We start from the raw sequence: 16,246 nt of genomic DNA on the forward strand, positions 1-16,246 counted from the left end.
CTCTACGCCCCCGGCAAGTGCGTCCGCTTCTCCGCCTACTACGAGGAGTGGGGCGCGATCCTGCCCCACGACAACAAAAAAAACCCACCCACGGGCCACATCGGCGGGACCCCCCGGCCCCCGCCGCCCCCCGGGCCCCGGGCGGCCCCCCCCGGGGTGGTTGTGCGGCCGAGGCGGGGCGTACGGGACCGCGTCGGCGTCCGCTATCCGCAGGAGGCCGGGCTCACGCGGGTGTGAGGCCCGGACGGCCCGCCTCCGTCACGAAGGAGGCGGCGGTGGCGACCGGGGCGCCCGGCGTCGTCACGTACGGGACCGTACGGAAGTCGGCGCGGGCGCTCTCCTCCGCGAGCGTCACGGTGACGTAGCCGCGCCGCCCGTTGAAGAACTTCAGGTGCGGGTTGGCCTGCGTCAGCCGGTCGTAGTTGGACGGCCGGTCGGCGCCGTCCTTGCCGCTGGCGATCGAGGTGGCGACGATCTCGGTGCCGACGGTGCGGGAGCCCGGGTCGCGGAAGTCGGCCTTGAGGTCGAAGCCGTAGCTGACGTGGACGTCGCCGGTGAGCACCATCAGGTTCTCCACCCCGGCGGACTCGGCGCCCGCGAGGAGCCGCTGCCGGGAGGCCGGGTAGCCGTCCCAGGAGTCCATGGAGAGCTTGAAGTCGGCGGTGGGGCGGTCGCGGCGCTCGGCGAAGACGACCTGCTGCGGCAGGAGGTTCCAGCGGGCGTCCGAGGCGCGCCAGCCGTCGAGGAGCCAGCGCTCCTGGGCGGCGCCGGTCATGGTGCGGGCCGGGTCCTCGGAGAGCGGGCCCGGGACCTGCCAGCCGTCGCCGTACGCCTGGTCGGAGCGGTACTGGCGGGTGTCGAGGATGTCGAACTGGGCGAGCCGGCCGAAGGTCAGCCGCCGGTACAGCCGCATGTCCGGGCCCTCGGGGAGCTGGGGGGCGCGCAGCGGCTGGTGCTCCCAGTAGGCGCGGTAGGCGGCGGCGCGGCGGAGCAGGAACTCCTCCGGCGGGACGGAGTTCTCGGGGATGCCGCCCGCGTAGTTGTTCTCGGTCTCGTGGTCGTCCCAGGTGACGACGAAGGGGTGCGCGGCGTGCGCGGCCCGCAGGTCGGGGTCCGACTTGTAGAGGCCGTACCGCAGCCGGTAGTCCTCCAGGGTGACCGTCTCGCGGTTGAAGACGGCCGGGAGGGTGCGGTCGGTGTAGGCGCGGGCGCCGCCGGTGGCGTTGACGGCGTACTCGTAGAGGTAGTCGCCGAGGTGGAGGACGACGTCGAGGTCCTCGTCGGCGAGGTGCCGGTAGGCCGTGAAGTACCCGTCGTGGTACGCCTGGCAGGAGACGGCGCCGAGCCGCAGCTCCGACGGCCGGGCCCAGGGCGCGGGCGCGGTGCGGGTCCGTCCGACCGGGCTGGTCCAGTCCCCCGCCCTGAACCGGTAGAAGTACTCCCGGCCGGGCTCCAGGTGCTCGACCTCGACGTGCACGGTGTGGCTGAACTCCGGGTGCGCGGTGGCGCGTCCGCGCCGGACGGGCCGGGCGAAGCGCTCGTCGCGGGCGAGTTCCCAGTGGACGGAAACGCGCTCGGCGGGCAGGCCGCCGCCCGGCTCGAAGGGGCGGGGCGCGAGTCGGGTCCACAGCAGGACCGAGCCGGGCTGCGGGTCGCCGGAGGCGACGCCGAGGGTGAACGGCTCCTCGGTGATGCGGCGCCCGTCCAGCTCGGCGGCGGCGGCCGCGCCGGCGGCGGGCAGCTGGGTGGCAAAGGCGAGCGCGGCGGCGGCGCCGGCCGTGGTGAGGAACCGGCGGCGGCCGAAGTGGCGTGCGGCGGCGCGGAGTTCCTCGCCGTGGGCCGTTGTGCTGCTCGGTGCGGGTGTCATGTGCCCCTCCCCTGACGGTTGGTGTCCGTCGGTATTCGAGGGGGGCGGGGCGACATCTCCTTGTCGGGGACAGGTCATCCACGTGTCGGACGGATGAGTTCATGGGGCACGCGTCTGGCGTACGCTGCGCGGCCGGGAGCGACACGAGGCTGGAAAGGCGGTTCGGCATGGGCGTCGCGGTGGTGACGGGAGCGGGTTCGGGCATCGGCCGGGAAGTGGCGCGGGCGCTCGCGGAGGCGGGCTGGTCGGTGGCGCTCGCGGGCCGCCGGCTCGCCCCCCTGGAGGAGACGGCGGAGGGCCTGGCGGAGGCCCGCACCCTCTGCGTCCCGACGGACGTGACCTCACCGGAGGAGGTGGCGGCCCTCTTCGACGCGGTACGGGACCGCTTCGGCCGCGTCGACCTGCTCTTCAACAACGCGGGGACGTTCGCGGGCGGCGGCACCCCGGTCGAGGACCTGTCCTACGACACCTGGCGGGCGGTCGTCGACGTCAATCTGACGGGCGCCTTCCTGTGCGCCCAGGCCGCCTTCCGGGCGATGAAGGAGCAGTCCCCGCAGGGCGGCCGGATCATCAACAACGGCTCGATCTCCGCCCATGTGCCGCGCCCGCACTCGATCGCGTACACGGCGACCAAGCACGCGATGACGGGCCTGACCAAGTCCCTGTCGCTGGACGGCCGCCCGTACCGGATCGCCTGCGGCCAGCTCGACATCGGCAACGCGGCCACCGAGATGACGGCCCGCATGCAGACCGGCATCCTCCAGGCCAACGGCGAACTGGCCGCCGAGCCGGTGATGGACGCGGCGGACGTGGCGGCGACCGTCGTCCACATGGCGGCCCTGCCGCTGGAGGCGAACGTGCAGTTCGCCACGGTGATGGCCACGGCGATGCCCTACATCGGCCGCGGCTGACGCCTCACTCCGCGGGCGCCTGCCCGGTCTCGAACCGCGCCACCTTCCCGCCCACGACGGTGAACCGCCAGACCGTCCGCATGGCCCCCCAGGTGTCGTTGCCGTAGGTGGCGACGAGGGCGAGCCCGTCCTCGTCCTCGCTCTCCACCACCATCCGCCCGTGCGACGAGAACACCTCCCGCTCGGTCCACTCCCGCAGATCCCGCTCGGACCCGTCGTCGGACATGGTCGCCCCCGGCGCGAGGGCGGCGGCGAAGGCGTCACGGTCATTGGCGTTCAGCGCGGCGACGAAGGCGCGCACGGCAGGCTCACGAAGCCGGTCCACGGGAAGCGTCATGCCCCACCCGTACACCGTCCGCCCCGCCCACCCGACGGAACCTGGCCGCACGCCCCGGCGTGTCAGCGCCCGGGCTGGGCCACCCGGGCGACCGGGGCCCGGGCGGGCGGCACCACCGCGACCACCTCCCCCGGCGGCGTGTCGCCCGAGCCCGCCCCGGGCGGGAGCCGGGCCTCCAGCCGCTGTCGCTGCGCCTCGTCGAGCTCGTGCCCGCGGAGCGGACCGAGGACCGCCTCGGCACCCTGGAGGGTGAAAGCCTCGGCGGTGCCGTCGCAGTGATGTTCCAGCCACTGGACGGACCACTCCACCACGCGACGCGTCTCCGCCGCCGACAGGTCCTCCAGCACGAGCAGTGACCTGAGGAGGAAGCGGGCACGCCAGTCCGGCATGTGGTGCTCCAGCCACGCCAGCGACCAGGAGATCGTCTTCGTGCGCTGTGCCAGCGGGACGTCGGGGCGCGTCAGGCGGGGCTCCAGCACGAAGCTGGCGTGGAAGGCGGTGGGGTCCGCCGACACCCGGGCGGTCACCAGCGCGTCGACGTTCGCGGCCCGGTCCGCCGGCAGGTCCGGGCGCTCGGCGAGGATGCCGAGCATGCACCACGCCTCCGCCGTCTCCTGCCGGTTGATCCACCACAGTCCGTAGTCCGCCAGCCGCGCGGTCTGGGCCTCGCTCAGGCCCGCCATGTCGAGGAGCGCCTCCAGCGTGCGGTGCAGTTTGCGGGCATGGCTGTGGTTCTCCAGCCAGACGAGGGCCGTGTCCAGGTAGGCGTCGAGCTCGGCCGCCCCCATCCCGCCGCGCCGGGCGAGCGTGACCAGGAGCCGCCGTGCCGCCCGGCTGGTCCGGTGGGTCCTCAGCCACTCCAGGGCGCGCGGCAGGACCCACTCCCATTCGCCGTCCGTCAGATCGCCCCGCGCCACCAGCGGGGTGAGGACGAATCCGGCCTCCTTCATCGCGTGATACCGGGCGAGCCAGCCACGGGTGATCGCGACGGTGTCGCGGACGCGGTTCTCCACCAGCCGTGGGCACTCCAGGAGGCGTTCCGCGAGGGAACCCGCCTCGACGGTCGCCGCCCGGTGCCGCAGCCAGCCGATGGCCAGCAGGGCGCTGTCGTCGAGCTGCCGCTCGTTCAGCTCCGGGTGGGTGAGGAGCAGTTCCAGCACGTACCGGGCCCGGGGCTGATCCTCGTACGTCACCAACCACCGCAGGCTGTACGTCACCACCGCGTCGAGCTGTGCGTCCGGCAGACCCGGCGTCTTCAGCAGCGTCTGGATCAGGTACGTGGCGGTGATGGTCGTGCCGTGCCGTTCCAGCCAGCCGAGGGCCGAGGCGACGACCCTCTCCGCGTACCCCTCCGCCGGCTCCGCGTCCCGGAGCACGGGCTGCCGGAGGACGGCGGTCAGCAGATGCAGCGCCTGCCGCTCCGTGGCGTGCTCCTCCAGCCACTCCACGGCGCGGACGAGGTCCCGCAGCCGCTCCTCGTCGGTGCGTGCCGGGTGGTCCGCCAGCGCCTTGCAGAGCTGCTGGACCTCCAGCCGGAGAGTGGGGTCCTGCCGCTCCCGCAACTCGGCGAACGCGGCGACCTGCCCGCGCTGTTCAGGGGTGAGTCCGGGCCGCCGCAGCAGCTCCGGCAGCAGCTGGTCGGTTCCGTTCCCCGGGCAGTACCGCTCCAGCCAGGTCAGGCCCTCCTCCACGCCGGTCGCGGCCTCCGCCGCCGTCAGGTCGTCGCGCGCGAGGAGCGCGCCGAGCAGGGAACCGGCGATCTTGTGCCGCCGGTGCAGCTCCAGCCATCGGGCCGTGTACCGGACGGCGGACCGCACGTCGGCGGGCTTGAGTTCGCAGCGGCGGAGCAGGGGCCGCAGGACCCGGTCCGCCGTGTCGGCGAGGTGGTACGCGCGCAGCCAGGCGAGCGCCGAGGCGATGCCCTGTTCCGCGTGGACGCCGCCGAGCTCGGGCCGGGCGAGCAGGGCGGGCAGGACGTAGCTGGCGTCCTTGACCTCCCGGTGCTCCGACAGCCAGCCGAGGGCGAGGACGACGGCCCGGTGGGCCTCGACCGCGGGCAGGTCCTCCCGCGGGAGCAGGTACGAGAGGACGAACCCCGCCGTCGGCTTGAGCCCGTGGAGCTCCAGCCAGGACGTCGCGAGCCCTATGACCAGCCGGGTCTGCTCCTCGGCGAGGTCGCTCCGGGACAGCAGCTTGGACATGATGAAGCTGGCGTTCTCCTCCTCGGCGTGGGCCTCCAGCCACGCGACGCCGAAGCCCGCCACCACCCCTCGCTCCTCGAGGGTCAGGTCGTCGCCCTCGAGGAGCGTGCGGATCAGGAAGTCGGGATCCTTGTCCTCGGCGTGGGCCTCCAGCCATGCGACGCCGAAGCCCGCCACCACCCCTCGCTCCTCGGGGGTGAGGTCGTCGCCTTCGAGGAGCCGGCGGATCAGGAAGTCGGCGTCGTGCTCGACGGCGTGGGACGACAGCCACCGGAGCGCGTGGTCGACCGTCTGCCGGAGCTGCGGCCGACCCGCTCCCCGCCGGCCCAGCACCGGGTGCAGGACCCGGTTGGCGTGCCGCGTCTCGCCGTGGTGTTCCAGCCATTCGAGCGCCAGTGTGGCGGCGTAGCGGATCTCCTCGCGCGGAAGGTCGGGGTGTTCCAGCAGGGCGACGACGACCTTCGAGGAGATCTCCAGGTCGAGGTGGCGCCCCACCCAGCCGTAGGACGCGGCGAACGCCCGCCGCACCTCGTCGTTGGTCAGGTCCCGCCGGACGAGCAGGGGATGCAGGATTGTCCCGGTCTGCCGCGCGGCCATCGCGTTCTCGCACCAGTGCAGTGCCGCGAGTACGGCCTTCCTCACCTGGTGCGAGGTGAGGTCGCTGCGGGTCACCAGGGCGCCCAGGACGAAGTGGGCCTCCCGGGACCGGCCGTGGAGCTTGATCCAGCCGACCGCGTTCTCCAGGAACGGGCTCAGCCCGTCGGGGAGGTCCGTCCGGTTGAGCAGCGGGCCCAGGACGTAGCTGGCGTCCTGGCGCCAGCCGTACGCGTCGAGCCAGCGCACCGCCGCCGGCACGAGCAGGGCCGCGCTCTCGGCGGGCAGGCGCGACAGACCGCTGTGGAGCAGGTGGCGGGCGTCGGCGTGGTCGCCGTACTCGTCGAGCCACGGACCGGCAACCTCCTGCCAGTTCCGTACGGCCGCCTGCGACCAGGGCGGCCCGTAGACGAGGGCCCCGAGGGCGTACCCGCCCGTGTCGGCGTCGCGCCGCATGGCGTCGCCGATGGCGGCGGCGTTCTCCGTGAACCAGCGGTCGAGGAGCTCCGACACCGCGTCCCGGGACCGCGGCGTCAGGTCGTTCATCAGTCGCGCGAGGTTCGTCGCGTAGCGCCCGAGCGTCCGGGGGCCGGTGAGCGAGGCATCCAGCAGGGACGTGGTCCCGCGGCGGTCCGGGGACCGGGATCCGGGCGGGAGGATCACGGACTCGACGAGCTGGTCGCAGACGATGTCGTGGGCGGTGGTCACCGTGTCGGCCGGGCCCGTGCGCTGCAGCCAGCCCAGGTCGAGCAGGGTCTCCACGACCTCCTCGGCCTCCGGCGCGTCCTCGCTCGCCCGGGGCAGCGCCGCCTGCGCGGCGGCGACCACCTCGGCGTACCGCTGCGGGCACGCGGCTGCGGCGGCCGCCGCGGCCACCAGCAGCTCGGACGCCGGGACCTGCTGGAACGTGGTTGCCCTGCGCCGGTCGTCGCCGCTCCGGACGACGCCGAGGTCGTCCTCCTCCAGCCGGCTCCTGAGCCAGGTGGACAGCTCGCCGCTGGCCCGCAGCCCGGCGAGGTCCGGCAGGCTGCCGTCCTCGAAGCGGCGCTCCACCTCACGGGCGATCAGCAGGGCGATGACGGGGCGGTGGCCGCAGATCTCCCACATCCGGTCCATGCCCAGCCGGGCGACGGCGGTGGGTGCCAGTCTGGTGAGCGCCTGCTCCGCCACCCGCCGCTGGAACTCCTCGTCCTGCCGCAGTTCGACCTCGTCGAAGAGTTCGTACAGGTGGAGTTCGTCGCTCTTGCGCAGCCAGCCGGGGCGTCCCGTGGCGAGGAAGGCGACCTTGATCCCCTGGAGGCGGGCCGCCGGCAGGAGCTGGTACCGCAGGGTCGTCAGGTCGAGGCGGGGGCCGTCGTTCCTGACGTAGTGGTGGAGGTAGTCCATCACCACCAGGGCGGGGGTGTCCTCGGCCAGGACTTCGTCGACGATCTCGGTGGTCACCTCCTTCCCGCCGGGGCGCAGGTGCAGCACCCGCCAGTCCGCGTCCAGCGCCACCCGCCCCACTTCGAGGACCGTGCGGGTCTTTCCGGTGCCCGCCGCGCCGGTCAGCAGCACGCCCCGGTCGTCGGACGCGCGCAGGCGGCGGAAGAGGCGGGACGGCTCGGTCTCGTGGTCCTGCCCGGGAGACACGTAGGGGAGGCATTCGGGGGTGAGGTTCCGCTCGAACCCACCGAGCCCTCCGACGAAGTTCTCCTGGGGGATCACCGACCCCAGCCCCACGGGGCGGGGCGGCGCGGGCCGGCCGGCGGTCCCTGCCGCGGCGGCGGGCTTCTCGCCGGTGAAGGCCGGATTGCGGGCGAGCGGGATCCGGCCGCCCTCGCCGGTGGCCGCGATGCGGGGTTCCGGTACCTCCTTGCCTCCCTCGATCCGGTCCGCCAGCCGTGACCTGAGGACTGCCAGGACGTCCCCGGTCGTCAGATGGCGCTGTTCCTCGCCTCTGCGTCCGTCGCCGAGCGGCCCCGTGATGCCCTCTCGGAGCACGTCCACCAGGGCGAGGGTGAACACGCTGCCGTCCGGGGTGCACAGCGACTCCTCGGTCGCCGCGGCCGAGGTGAGGACGCAGGCCCCGTCGATGCCGAGGTCCTCGTCCTCCTCCGGCCGGTCCCCGCCGCCCATCCGTACGGCGTATCCGCTGTAGCAGCAGTCGACGATGACGACCTTCTGCCGCGCGAGGGAATGCTCGACGCACTCCCTGATCTCGTTGTAGTCGATCGAGTGGTACTTCCGCCCGTGGCTGGATTCCTTCGTGGCGAGGAGCAGCCCCTGACCGCCCCGGGGGTGGTGGCCGTGCCCGGCGTAGTAGACCAGCAGCAGGTCGGAGGCTTCCTCCGCGGCGGCGGACACGGCCGCGAGGAATCTGTCCCGCTTGCTGTCGGCGGGAAGGATCTCGCAGTCCGCCTGCCGGAGCAGTCCCCGCTCCGGGTGGGTGAGCTGCTCGATGAGTCCGGGGACGTTCTTGGCGACTCCATCGAGTCGGGGGAAGCCGCCGAACTCGTGGACGCCCAGGAGAACGGCCCGGGACGAGGGAGCCGCCTGGTCGGTCATGACGGGTCGGCGTCGGTGTCCGTGCCCGTTTCCCCGGCCTCCAGCCGGCGGAGCAGGTCGGCGAGCTGCTCCGGTTCGAGGTGTCCGATGTCGACGGTCGTGCTCCCGAAGACCAGCGTGCGCGCGCCCCGGTTCTCCGCGCGGCCGCGCGCGAGCCGCCAGCCGGCGTAGCCGACCGCGAAGTTCGCGATGTCGCCGGCGGAACCCAGGATGATCTCCAGGGCGTCCATCGCACCCATGGTGGGCCCGGGCGTGGAGACGGGGGTGACGGACAGTCGGCGCGCCTTCGGATGGCGGGCCAGCCAATCCTGAAGCTCCGTCAAAGCCAGCTTGTCGTCATCGCTTTCGACGTGGATGCGCATCGCCAGGTCCCCTCGCCCGTACGTGAACAGGCGTCGATGGTAGCGGCCGTCCGCTCACCACCGGACCGGAAGCGCTCAGGTGGCCGGATCTCGCGATCGCTCTGGCGCGACATCGTGCATGGGCCAGTCGGGCGAGCCCCGCGGCGGCCTCCCGGGGAGCGGGGGGCGGCGCGGGCAGTATCGAGGGGCCAAGCCCCCGTGCCCGCTGGAGGAAGCGATGTCGGAGCAGGACCGGATCGTCAAGCTGTACGCGAAGGGGGCCCCGGTCGGGGTCCACGAGGGAGGGCTGGTCGGCTTCCCGGTCGACGAGCACCGCACCGCCGAGTGGGCGGTCGGCGAGGCGGACGGCGGGTTCCGTCTCACCGTGAAGGGGACCGAGGACACCATCACCGCCGCCGGCACCGACCGCGCCCAGGCCCTGGTCCGCCCCGACGCCTCCCCGGCCTCGGTGTGGCGCCTCCAGCGGGTCACCCCGGAGGGCGTCGCCACGATCACCACCCTCGACGCGCTCGGCACCGGCACCTATGTGATCAGCCAGCACGGCCTCCCGCTGGGCCGCGACCTCTTCGAGGACCGCAGCCTCGCGCCGAAGCCGGTGGTGACCCGCACGGACGACCGCGAGCCGCACTGGACGGTGGAGGTCCTGGTCTGAGCGGTCGTCCCGCCACACGCGAAAGGGCCCCGCGAGGGGGCCCTGGAGGGGCAGACGAGTCGGGCTGTACGCCGGGTTCTGTGCCCCGGGACCTCGCGGTCGTCGGGGTGACGGCCATCCATCTAGGGCCGGCGTTGCCGCCGGCCTCGTGCGGTCTACCCGCGAACTCGGGCGAGCAGCCCTCGATCATTCGCGCAGGGACACCGGGGTGTCCCCTCTTGACCTTGCTCCGAGTGGGGTTTACCTAGCCGCCTGAGTCACCTCAGGCGCTGGTGGTCTCTTACACCACCGTTTCACCCTTACCGTGGGCCGAGGCCCCCGGCGGTCTGTTTTCTGTGGCACTGTCCCGCGGGTCACCCCGGGTGGCCGTTAGCCACCACTCTGCTCTGTGGAGCCCGGACGTTCCTCGGGGAGATCCGAAGACCTCCACGCGGCCGCCCGCCCGGCTCGTCTGCCGTGCCGACCATGCTACCTGCCGGGAGGGACGGCGCTTGACCTTGTCGCGGCGTCAGGGTTTCTACTGAGGTCATGCGTATCGGCGAGATCGCCGCGCTCGTCGGGGTCACCCCCCGCGCCGTGCGGCACTACCACCGTCTGGGGCTGCTGCCCGAGCCCGAGCGGCTGCCCAACGGGTACCGGGACTACGGCATCCGGGACGCGGTGCTGCTCGCCCGGGTGCGGCGGCTGGCCGAGCTGGGGCTCGGGCTCGACGAGGTGCGGGACGTGCTCGCGGACGACGAGGGGCGGGAGCTGGTGGAGGTGCTGGAGGAGCTGGACGCGGACCTCGCGCGCCAGGAGGCGGTGGTCCGGGAGCGGCGGGCGCGGCTCGCCGGGCTGCTCGGCGAGGCGCGGGCCGGGCGGCTCACCGCCGAGGGGCCGGTCTCGCCGGAGCTGGCGGCGCTGCTCGCGGGGGTCGGCGAGCTGCCGGACTCGCCGATGGCGGCGAAGGACCGGGAGATCCTCGCGCTGCTCGACACCGTCGTGCCCGCGGAGGAGCGGGCCCGGCTGATGGGCCTGATGCACGAGGTCGCCGGGAGCGCCGGGGAGGTGTACGGGCTCCTCGACGCGCTCGCCGGCGCCCCGGTGGACGATCCGCGGGTCGAGGAGGCCGCGCGGGCGCTCGCCGGGACGCTGCCGGACGGGATCGGCGGCTTCGAGCTGCCCGCGGAGGGGTCCGGCGGGCTCGCGGACGTGTTCTTCGCGGATCTCGCGCCGGCCCAGGCGGCGGCCGTGCGGCGGGCGCTGGCGCTGGTGGCGGAGCGTTCGGCGGAGCGCTCCCGGGAGCGGGAGGGTGACGGTCGTGGCGGGGCGTGAGCGGGGGCCCGTGCTGAGGCTGCTGCGCGGGGTCGCGTACGCGGCGCTCCCGGCCGAGCTGGTGGTGTGCGCGCTGCTGCTCGGCGGGGTGCGGGTGCCCGGCGCGGTCCTGGCCGGCGCGGAGCTGGTGATGGTCGCGCTGCTCGCGGCCGAGGGGGTCGTGTGGCTGCGGCTGCGGCGGCGGGGGCTGTCGCGGCGGGAGGCGCTGGCGGAGCTCGTACCGGAGCGGGTGCTGCGGCTGGTCGGGCACGAGCTGCGGCTGATGACGAGCCTGGGGCGGTGGGTGGCGCGGCGGCCGCACGGGACGGCGGGCGCCGCGGGCGTCTTCCCGCACGCGCGGGACCAGGCCGCCCTGATGTACGGCTTCGCCTTCGTCTGCCTGGTCGAGACGGTCGGCATGACGTGGCTGCTCGCGGACGTGCCCGTGGTGCACGAGGTCGTGCTCGTCCTCGACGTCTACACGGTCCTCTTCGTCCTCGGGCTGCACGCGGCGTCCGTCACCCGGCCGCACGTGCTGGACGGCGGGCAGCTGCGGGTGCGCCAGGCCGCCCATGTCGACGTGCCGGTGCCGCTGGACCGGATCGCGGCCGTCCGCAGGGAGAACCGTTTCACCCACGAGAAGCGGGACGGCGAGCTGAACCTGGCCGTCGGCTCGCAGACCTCCGTGACCCTGGAGCTCGACGAGCCGGTCGACGTGGTCGGGCTGCTCGGCTCGGTGCGGCAGGTGACCACCGTACGGCTGCACGCGGACGACCCCCGGGCGCTGCACTCGGCGGTCCGCGACGCGGTCACGCGGGCGCGAACAGCACCTTCGCCCGGCCGGGATCCGCTGCCGCGAGCCTGACCCGCAGCCACTGGCCGAGCGGCAGCGGGGCCGTACCGCCCTCGACCCGGGCGACGACCGCCGGGTCGTCGAGGTGGACGGTGCCGACGGACGGCTCCCGCTCCTTCACGTCGATCACGTACGCGTCGAAGAGCTCGCCGACCCGGCCGCTGAGCAGCGCCGCCTCGACGACGTCGACGCTCTCCCGCTCCACGGTGTTGGCCCGGCGCGAACCGGCGGCCATGGTGTCGGGCAGGCCGGGCAGCGCGGCCCGCACCCACTCCGGCGGCTCGTTCCCGGCGACCGCTGCCACGCACAGCTCGGAGGCGTACCGGTCGACGAGCCGGCGCAGCGGGGCGGTGCAGTGGGTGTACTCGTCGGCGACGGCCGCGTGCACGGCCGGGTCGGGCAGCCGGCCGTCGGTGAAGACGGTGTAGCCGGCGCCGCGCAGCAGGGTGGTGCACTCCTGGAGGAAGGCGGCGTGGCGCGGGTCGGTGGGGTCGGCGTTCCTGACCACCTCCGCGTACGGCACGTGGTGCGGCCAGGCGACGCCGAGCGCCTCGGCGGAGCGGCGCAGCCGGGCGACGGCCCCGTCGGGGGCGACGGGCAGGGTGCGCAGGATGCCGGTGCCGGCGGCGGTCATGAGGTCGGCGGCGGCCATGCCGGTGAGCAGGGAGATCTGGGCGTTCCAGCTCTCGGCGGGCAGCGGCGCCCGGTAGGCGAGCGTGTAGGTGTGGTCGCCGGGGACCTCGACGATCTCCTGTTCGGGGACGTCGAGGGAGATCCCGCCGCGTTCGATCTCGCGCTCCTCGCGGAGCCGGCCGATGTCGCGGAGGAGGGCGAGGGGTTCCTCGGCGGTGCCGGCGTCGATCTGCCGCTGGACGCCGGCGTAGTCGAGTTTGGCGCGGCTGCGGACGAGGGCGCGGCGCAGGTCGGTGGCGACGCGGCGGCCCTCGGCGTCGAGGTCGATCCGCCAGAGCAGGGCGGGGCGGGGCTCGCCGGGCAGCAGGCTGGCGGCGCCCTCGGAGAGGACCGGCGGGTGGAGCGGGGCCTTGCCGTCGGGGAAGTAGAGGGTGAGGACCCGCCGGTGGGCCTCGGCGTCGATCGCCCCGCCGGGGGTGACGAAGGCGGCGACGTCGGCGATGGCGTAGTGGACGCGGTAGCCGCCGTCGGCCCGCCGGGCCAGGTGCATGGCCTGGTCGAGGTCGGTGGAGGTGGGCGGGTCGATGGTGAGGAACGGCAGGTCGGTGGCGTCGTGGGCGGGGAGGCGGGGGTTCTTCGCGGCGGCCTCCGCCTCGGCGAGGACGGCCTGCGGGAAGCCCTCGGGGACGGCGAGCTCGGTACGGAGTGCGCGCAGGGCGGCCCGCAGCGGAGCCTCGGCTGCGCCGGTCACGTGGATGTGGCGGCGGGGCATGGAACCGAGCGTAGGGCGGGCGGCGGGGGGCGGCACGTCGTGGGAGCGGGGCGGCGGTGGTTTGTACGCTGGCATGCCGGGGCCGCATCCCCGTTCCCGTACGTACGAAGGAGAACCACCGTGCTCGTGCTGCTGCCGCCCTCCGAAGGCAAGGCGCCCTCCGGGTCCGGGGCGCCGCTCAAGCCGGAGTCGCTGTCGCTGCCGGGGCTCGCGGCGGCGCGGGCGGCGGTGCTGGACGAGCTGGTCGAGCTGTGCACCGCCGACGAGGAGAAGGCGCGCGAGGTGCTGGGCCTGAGCGAGGGGCTGCGCGGCGAGGTCGCGAAGAACACCGGGCTGCGGACGGCGGGCGCGCGTCCGGCCGGCGAGATCTACACGGGGGTGCTGTACGACGCGCTGGGCCTGGCGACGCTGGACGCGGCGGCCCGGGAGCGGGCGGGGGCCTCACTGCTGGTCTTCTCCGGGCTGTGGGGCGCGGTGCGGGTGACCGACCGGATCCCGTCGTACCGCTGCTCGATGGGGGTCAAGCTGCCCGGCCTCGGCGCGCTGGGCGCGCACTGGCGGGGGGCGATGGCCTCGGTGCTGCCGGAGGCGGCCGGGGACGGGCTCGTGCTGGACCTGCGCTCGTCGGCGTACGCGACGGCGTGGAAGCCGAAGGGCGAGGTGGCGGCGCGGACCGCGACGGTACGGGTGCTGCACGCGCCGACCCGGAAGGTGGTCAGCCACTTCAACAAGGCGACCAAGGGCCGGATCGTGCGGAGCCTGCTGGAGTCGGCCGCGGCCCCGGGCACGCCGGCGGAGCTGGTGGAGGCGCTGCGGGACCTCGGGTACGTCGTGGAGACGGGCGCGAAGGCGGGGGCGCTGGACGTGCTGGTGGACGAGATCCACTGACCCTTCGTTGCGCCCTGCGCAACGGGCGTTGCGCAGGGCGGGGGTGCTGGGCAGGATGAGGCCATGCCCCGCACCCCCGGCCTCTTCGCGCTCGCCCCGCACGCCCCCGTCGTCCCGGTCGTGGTGATCGAGGACGCCGCCGACGCCGTGCCGCTGGCCCGGGCCCTGGTGGCCGGCGGGCTGCCGCTGATCGAGGTCACGCTGCGCACCCCGGCCGCGCTCGACGCGGTGCGGGCGGTCGCGGCCGAGGTGCCGGGGGCGGTGGTCGGCGCGGGGACGGTGGTCTCGGCGGCCGGTGCGGCGGACGCCGTACGGGCGGGGGCGCGGTTCCTGGTGAGCCCGGGGTGCTCGGGGCGGCTGCTCGGGGCGCTGCGGGAGTCGGGCGTGCCGTTCCTGCCGGGCGTCTCGACCGCCTCCGAGGTGCTGGCCCTCCTGGAGGAGGGCGTCACGGAGCTGAAGTTCTTCCCGGCGGAGGCGGCGGGCGGCGTCCCGTATCTGAGGTCCCTGGCGGGTCCGCTGCCGCAGGCCCGGTTCTGTCCGACGGGCGGCATCTCGGCCGCCTCGGCCCCGGACTATCTCGCGCTGCCGAACGTGGCCTGCGTGGGCGGCACCTGGATGCTGCCGCCGGACGCGCTCGCGGCCCGCGACTGGCGGCGGGTGGAGGCGCTGGCGCGGGAGGCGGCGGGGCTCAGCCGTCGGTGAAGCGCACCGCGAGGTGGTCGGTCACCGGGCGGTAGCCGAGGCGCCGGTAGAGGGCGTTGCTGGTGGGGTTGGCGAGGTCGGTGAAGAGCAGGACCTGCGCGGCTCCGGAGGCGAGCGCGGCCCGGCTGACGGCGGTGGTGGCGCCCGCGGCGTACCCCCGGCCGCGGTCGGCGGGCGGGGTGTAGACGAGGTGCACCCGGGCCTGGCCCCCGACCGTGCGGGACACGGCGGCCATCGAGACCGGGCGGCCGTCCGGGGCCTCCCAGAGGTGGAGGCGGCCCTCGACGAGGCGTTCGGTGAGGACGCCGGTGTAGTCGTCGGCGGGTTCCTCGCCGATGGCGCGGACGAAGGCCGTGGTCCATGCGGCGAGGACGGGCAGGTCCGCCTCGGTCGCGTGCCGGGCGCGGCCGGCCGGGGCCGGGTCGGGCGGCGTGAGCTCGCCGAGCCGGAAGAGCCGCAGGGTCAGGAGCGGGGTCCAGGGGCGGCCGGTCGCGTCGAGGTACGCCTCCACCGCCACCGTCTCGCCGCGCAGCTCCACCGGTGCGTCGCCGTCCGGCAGCGCCAGCGCCCGGGCCGCCTCGACGGTGGTGACGCCGAAGGACGGCAGGCCGGGGCGCGGGACCGCGACGACCCCGGTCACCCGGCCGTCCGGCTCCGTCCACCAGCCGAGCCGGGCCGCCTTCTCCGTCTGCGTCAGCACGGAGGTGTTGCGGGCCGGGTCGGCGGCCAGGTGGGCGCCGGCGGCGGCGCGGAAGACGGCGGGGTCGGCGGTGAAGTGCCAGCGGCCCACGTCAGCGCCGGAGGTGCGAGGTGTCGTTGAGCAGGCGTACGGAGGCGTTGCCGTCGGCGTAGTAGGCGACGGCGGACAGCGAGGCGGCGGACAGCTCCATCTTGAACAGGGACTCCGGCGGGGCGCCGAGCGCCAGTCTGACCAGGGTCTTGATGGGCGTGACGTGGCTGACGAGGAGGACCGTGCGGCCCGCGTGGGCGGCGGTCAGCCGGTCGCGGGCGGCGGCGACGCGGCGGGCGACGGCGGTGAAGCTCTCGCCGCCGCCGGTGGGGGCGGCCTTCGGGGAGGCGAGCCAGGCGTCGAGGTCCTCGGGGTGGCGCTCGCGGACCTCGGCGAAGGTGAGCCCCTCCCAGGCGCCGAAGTCGGTCTCGCGCAGCCCCTGGTCGACGACGACGTCGAGCCCGAGGCGGCCGGCGACGGTCTCGGCGGTCTGGCGGCAGCGGACGAGCGGCGAGCTGACGATGTGCTGGATCGTGCCGCGCGCGGCGAGCGCCTCGGCGACGGCGGCGGCCTGGCGGTGCCCGGCCTCGGACAGCTCGGGGTCGGACCCCCCGCTCCCCGAGAAGCGCTTCTCGGGCGTGAGCGCGGTCTCACCGTGGCGGAGCAGGACGAAGGTGGCGGGGGTGGAGAGGTCCGGCCCGGCCGTGGGGCGTTCCGCGGGGCGTTCCGTGGGGCGTTCCGCGGGGCGTTCCGCGGGGCGGGACGGGTGGCGTTCCGCGGGGCGGGACGGGTGGGCACTGTCCCCGGTGCCGGGCACTGGCTCGCCGGACCCGCCTGCTGCCGCGCCGGCCGGTACGGCGACGGCGACGGCGCCCGCCAGCGCCGCGCGGGCCCGGGCCCCGCC

The 16,246-nt window shown here is 74.8% G+C and carries 14 protein-coding genes and 1 other RNA gene; 7 read left to right on the forward strand and 8 right to left on the reverse strand.

The genetic code is table 11. From position 1 onward, the window contains the following. Positions 1-237 (forward strand): hypothetical protein (locus ACFW1I_RS28870; protein WP_384675363.1); only part of this gene is annotated, 237 nt, incomplete at its 5' end. Here the strand turns inward: ACFW1I_RS28870 and ACFW1I_RS28875 are convergent. Further along, entirely contained in the window at positions 224-1,867 is a 1,644-nt protein-coding gene (locus ACFW1I_RS28875) for an alkaline phosphatase D family protein (protein ID WP_384675365.1), read from the reverse strand. The genes ACFW1I_RS28870 and ACFW1I_RS28875 overlap by 14 nt on opposite strands. Before the next feature lie 167 nt (positions 1,868-2,034). Between ACFW1I_RS28875 and ACFW1I_RS28880 the strand changes: the two genes are divergently transcribed. Next, positions 2,035-2,778: an SDR family oxidoreductase gene (locus ACFW1I_RS28880; RefSeq protein WP_384675367.1), complete on the forward strand. Its 744-nt coding sequence runs from the start codon at positions 2,035-2,037 to the stop codon at positions 2,776-2,778. A gap of 4 nt (positions 2,779-2,782) precedes the next feature. On the opposite strand, the gene ACFW1I_RS28885 is transcribed toward ACFW1I_RS28880, so the two are convergent. The 3 genes from ACFW1I_RS28885 to ACFW1I_RS28895 form a co-directional block, all read right to left on the reverse strand. Continuing rightward, positions 2,783-3,115 (reverse strand): nuclear transport factor 2 family protein, encoded by a 333-nt coding sequence (locus ACFW1I_RS28885; protein WP_384675369.1) that lies wholly within the window; start codon positions 3,113-3,115, stop codon positions 2,783-2,785. Between the two features lie 62 nt (positions 3,116-3,177). Then, on the reverse strand, positions 3,178-8,457 hold the full coding sequence (locus tag ACFW1I_RS28890; protein ID WP_384675371.1) for a caspase family protein: 5,280 nt from the start codon (positions 8,455-8,457) through the stop codon (positions 3,178-3,180). Beyond that, positions 8,454-8,819, reverse strand: a complete 366-nt coding sequence (locus ACFW1I_RS28895) for a hypothetical protein (protein ID WP_384675372.1) — start codon at positions 8,817-8,819, stop codon at positions 8,454-8,456. Before ACFW1I_RS28895 ends, ACFW1I_RS28890 begins: the two co-directional genes overlap by 4 nt. 217 nt (positions 8,820-9,036) lie before the next feature. Here ACFW1I_RS28895 and ACFW1I_RS28900 point away from each other — a divergent pair, with 217 nt between their 5' ends. After that, positions 9,037-9,471 carry a hypothetical protein gene (locus tag ACFW1I_RS28900; RefSeq protein WP_384675374.1) on the forward strand — a complete coding sequence of 145 codons (435 nt, stop codon included), beginning with the start codon at positions 9,037-9,039 and terminating at the stop codon, positions 9,469-9,471. Between the two features lie 51 nt (positions 9,472-9,522). Here ACFW1I_RS28900 and rnpB read toward each other — a convergent pair. Next, an RNA gene (rnpB, locus tag ACFW1I_RS28905) (RNase P RNA component class A) lies at positions 9,523-9,921 on the reverse strand. Positions 9,922-9,999: 78 nt separating this feature from the next. Here rnpB and ACFW1I_RS28910 point away from each other — a divergent pair. Continuing rightward, entirely contained in the window at positions 10,000-10,785 is a 786-nt protein-coding gene (locus tag ACFW1I_RS28910) for a MerR family transcriptional regulator (protein WP_384675376.1), read from the forward strand. Next, positions 10,772-11,629, forward strand: coding sequence for a hypothetical protein (locus tag ACFW1I_RS28915; RefSeq protein WP_384675378.1), 858 nt, complete (start codon positions 10,772-10,774; stop codon positions 11,627-11,629). The genes ACFW1I_RS28910 and ACFW1I_RS28915 overlap by 14 nt, the downstream gene beginning before the upstream one ends. On the opposite strand, the gene ACFW1I_RS28920 is transcribed toward ACFW1I_RS28915, so the two are convergent. After that, the gene (locus ACFW1I_RS28920; RefSeq protein WP_384675380.1) at positions 11,574-13,022 is read right to left on the reverse strand and encodes an RNB domain-containing ribonuclease; all 1,449 of its coding nucleotides are present in this window, start codon (positions 13,020-13,022) and stop codon (positions 11,574-11,576) included. The two genes, ACFW1I_RS28915 and ACFW1I_RS28920, sit on opposite strands and share 56 nt — an antisense overlap. A gap of 120 nt (positions 13,023-13,142) precedes the next feature. Between ACFW1I_RS28920 and yaaA the strand changes: the two genes are divergently transcribed. Together yaaA and eda are read left to right on the forward strand one after the other, a co-directional pair. Beyond that, positions 13,143-13,910 (forward strand): peroxide stress protein YaaA, encoded by a 768-nt coding sequence (gene yaaA / locus ACFW1I_RS28925; RefSeq protein ID WP_384675382.1) that lies wholly within the window; start codon positions 13,143-13,145, stop codon positions 13,908-13,910. A gap of 63 nt (positions 13,911-13,973) precedes the next feature. Next, entirely contained in the window at positions 13,974-14,612 is a 639-nt protein-coding gene (eda, locus tag ACFW1I_RS28930) for a bifunctional 4-hydroxy-2-oxoglutarate aldolase/2-dehydro-3-deoxy-phosphogluconate aldolase (RefSeq protein ID WP_384675384.1), read from the forward strand. Here eda and ACFW1I_RS28935 read toward each other — a convergent pair. Together ACFW1I_RS28935 and ACFW1I_RS28940 are read right to left on the reverse strand one after the other, a co-directional pair. Then, the gene (locus ACFW1I_RS28935) at positions 14,599-15,402 is read right to left on the reverse strand and encodes a GNAT family N-acetyltransferase (RefSeq protein ID WP_384675386.1); all 804 of its coding nucleotides are present in this window, start codon (positions 15,400-15,402) and stop codon (positions 14,599-14,601) included. The two genes, eda and ACFW1I_RS28935, sit on opposite strands and share 14 nt — an antisense overlap. A 1-nt stretch (position 15,403) precedes the next feature. Continuing rightward, the coding region (locus ACFW1I_RS28940) for a bifunctional RNase H/acid phosphatase (protein WP_384675388.1) at positions 15,404-16,246 on the reverse strand (843 nt) is incomplete at its 5' end.

The organism is Streptomyces sp. NPDC058955 (assembly GCF_042741435.1).
Taxonomy (GTDB): domain Bacteria; phylum Actinomycetota; class Actinomycetes; order Streptomycetales; family Streptomycetaceae; genus Streptomyces.

What these genes read in the sequence shown, in the direction of transcription:
- ACFW1I_RS28895 (WP_384675372.1), bottom strand. Translation starts at nt 8,819, where the DNA reads ATGCGCATCCACGTCGAAAGCGATGACGACAAGCTGGCTTTGACGGAG.
- eda (WP_384675384.1), top strand. Translation starts at nt 13,974, where the DNA reads ATGCCCCGCACCCCCGGCCTCTTCGCGCTCGCCCCGCACGCCCCCGTC.
- ACFW1I_RS28880 (WP_384675367.1), top strand. Translation starts at nt 2,035, where the DNA reads ATGGGCGTCGCGGTGGTGACGGGAGCGGGTTCGGGCATCGGCCGGGAA.
- ACFW1I_RS28875 (WP_384675365.1), bottom strand. Translation starts at nt 1,867, where the DNA reads ATGACACCCGCACCGAGCAGCACAACGGCCCACGGCGAGGAACTCCGC.
- ACFW1I_RS28910 (WP_384675376.1), top strand. Translation starts at nt 10,000, where the DNA reads ATGCGTATCGGCGAGATCGCCGCGCTCGTCGGGGTCACCCCCCGCGCC.
- ACFW1I_RS28890 (WP_384675371.1), bottom strand. Translation starts at nt 8,457, where the DNA reads ATGACCGACCAGGCGGCTCCCTCGTCCCGGGCCGTTCTCCTGGGCGTC.
- ACFW1I_RS28920 (WP_384675380.1), bottom strand. Translation starts at nt 13,022, where the DNA reads ATGCCCCGCCGCCACATCCACGTGACCGGCGCAGCCGAGGCTCCGCTG.
- ACFW1I_RS28885 (WP_384675369.1), bottom strand. Translation starts at nt 3,115, where the DNA reads ATGACGCTTCCCGTGGACCGGCTTCGTGAGCCTGCCGTGCGCGCCTTC.
- ACFW1I_RS28900 (WP_384675374.1), top strand. Translation starts at nt 9,037, where the DNA reads ATGTCGGAGCAGGACCGGATCGTCAAGCTGTACGCGAAGGGGGCCCCG.